This window comes from Pseudomonas sp. EGD-AK9 (genome assembly GCF_000465935.2).
Taxonomy (GTDB): domain Bacteria; phylum Pseudomonadota; class Gammaproteobacteria; order Pseudomonadales; family Pseudomonadaceae; genus Aquipseudomonas.
In genome coordinates this window covers 1-1,905 of record NZ_AVOF01000481.1, presented here as the reverse complement: position 1 = coordinate 1,905, position 1,905 = coordinate 1, and the positions used below count along the sequence as shown (strand labels likewise).

The following is a 1,905-nucleotide window of genomic DNA, read 5'->3' as shown; positions in this document are numbered from 1 at the left end:
CCGGCGCACAGCGCGCGCAACGGCTGCAGCGGGCGGGCCAGGCGGCGCGCCAGGGACAGGGGAATCAGGGCCATCGATGCAGTTCCAGTGAACAGTTGTGCACAAGGCTGCCAGACGCCGCCCAGCTCAGTCAACACTTGTACACTTAAACGCCGCCCCATCCTGGTTCGACGCTCGCCGCGCGCATTTGCTAGAGTGCGGCATCGCTCACCGACCCAGACCCCGCATGACGCCACGCGCCGAACAGAAGCAGCAGACCCGCCAGGCCCTGATGGACGCCGCCCTGAGCCTGATGGAGAGCGGGCGTGGTTTCGGCAGCCTGAGCCTGCGCGAAGTCACCCGGGTCGCCGGCATAGTGCCCACCGGTTTCTACCGCCACTTCGCCGACATGGACGAGCTCGGCCTGGCCCTGGTGGCGGAGGTCGGCGAGACCTTCCGCGCCGCCATTCGCCGCGTGCGCCGCCACGAGTTCGAGGTACGCGGGATGATCGACGCCTCGGTGCGCATCTTCCTCGCCGAGGTGGCGGCCAACCGCGCCCAGTTCCTGTTCCTCGCCCGCGAGCAGTACGGCGGCTCGCAGCCGGTGCGCCAGGCTATCGCCGCGCTGCGCGAGCGCATCACCGGCGACCTGGCCGCCGACCTCAAGCTGATGAACCGCATGCCGCACCTCGACGACGCGGCGCGCGAGGTGGTCTCCGACCTGGTGGTGAAAACCGTGTTCGCCACCCTGCCGGAACTCATCGACCCGCCGGCGGACAACCTGCCGGCGCACCTCAGCGCCGAAGCCAAGATCATCCAGCAACTGCGCTTCGTGATGATCGGCGGCAAGCACTGGCAGGGCCTGGGCAAGCCTGCCGGCTGAGCGCACCACCAAGGTGCACGCCCAGCCCGGCATGCACCAAATAAAACCTGACTGCCTCGCCAAGTTATCCACAACCCACAGCAATGCGGCCTGGCGGCGCCTTGGCAAGGCCCTTGCACTATTTCCGGGCATCCCCTTTCCGGAATCGATGCATATGCTGGTGATCCACCGCCGAATCGCGCCGCAGCAGGCCCCCGATGCCGAACTGCAGCTGAGCTTCGAGGCGCGCAGCAAGAGCCGTCTGCGCTGCTTCACCACCGCGGGCGAGGAGGTCGGCCTGTTTCTCGAACGCGGCCAGCCGGCGCTGGCCGACGGCGACTGCCTGCAGGCCGAGGACGGCCGCGTGGTGCGCGTGCGGGCCAGGCCCGAGCCGCTGCTGCACGTGACCTGCGCCAGCCCCTTCGAGCTGATGCGCGCCGCCTATCACCTGGGCAACCGCCACGTCGCCCTGCAACTGGGCGACGGCTGGCTGCGCCTGCCCGACGACTATGTGCTCAAGGCCATGCTCGAACAGCTCGGCGCAACGGTCGAAGCCGTGGAGGCGCCCTACCAGCCGGAACAGGGCGCCTATGGCGGCGGCCACCATCATTCGCACCAGGGCGACGCCGAGTTCAACTACGGCCCGCGCCTGCACCAGTTCGGGGTGCGCACGTGACCCCGAACGCGTCATTTCGCCTGGGGTGCGCCGTGCGCACCAAGGTTGCGCCATGAACCCGGCCTGGGCCCTGCTGCGCCTGGCCAGCCCGCAGCTGCCGATCGGCGGCTACAGCTACTCCCAGGGCCTGGAATGGGCGGTGGACAGCGGCCTGATCACCGATGCCGATGGCGCCGAACGCTGGCTGGCCGATCAGCTCGCGCTCAACCTCGCCCGCTTCGAGGCGCCGCTGCTGCTGGCCCACTGCCAAGCCGCGCAGGACGGCGACTGGGGGCAGCTGCAGGCATTGGCCGAGCGGCACCGCGCCAGCCGCGAAACCCGCGAACTGGCGCTGGAAAGCCGGCAGATGGGCTATTCGCTGCGGCAACTGCTCGACGGCCTGCCGGAG

At 69.4% G+C, this 1,905-nt stretch carries 3 protein-coding genes; all 3 read left to right on the top strand.

What is annotated here, in order from left to right:
* Positions 1-226 precede the first annotated feature (226 nt).
* Complete coding sequence (locus N878_RS19160; RefSeq protein WP_021445183.1) at positions 227-862, top strand: TetR family transcriptional regulator; 636 nt, start codon at positions 227-229, stop codon at positions 860-862.
* A gap of 154 nt (positions 863-1,016) precedes the next feature.
* Complete coding sequence (ureE, locus tag N878_RS19155) at positions 1,017-1,517, top strand: urease accessory protein UreE (protein WP_021445182.1); 501 nt, start codon at positions 1,017-1,019, stop codon at positions 1,515-1,517.
* A 52-nt stretch (positions 1,518-1,569) separates the two neighbouring features.
* The coding region (locus N878_RS19150; RefSeq protein ID WP_021445181.1) for an urease accessory protein UreF at positions 1,570-1,905 on the top strand (336 nt) is incomplete at its 3' end.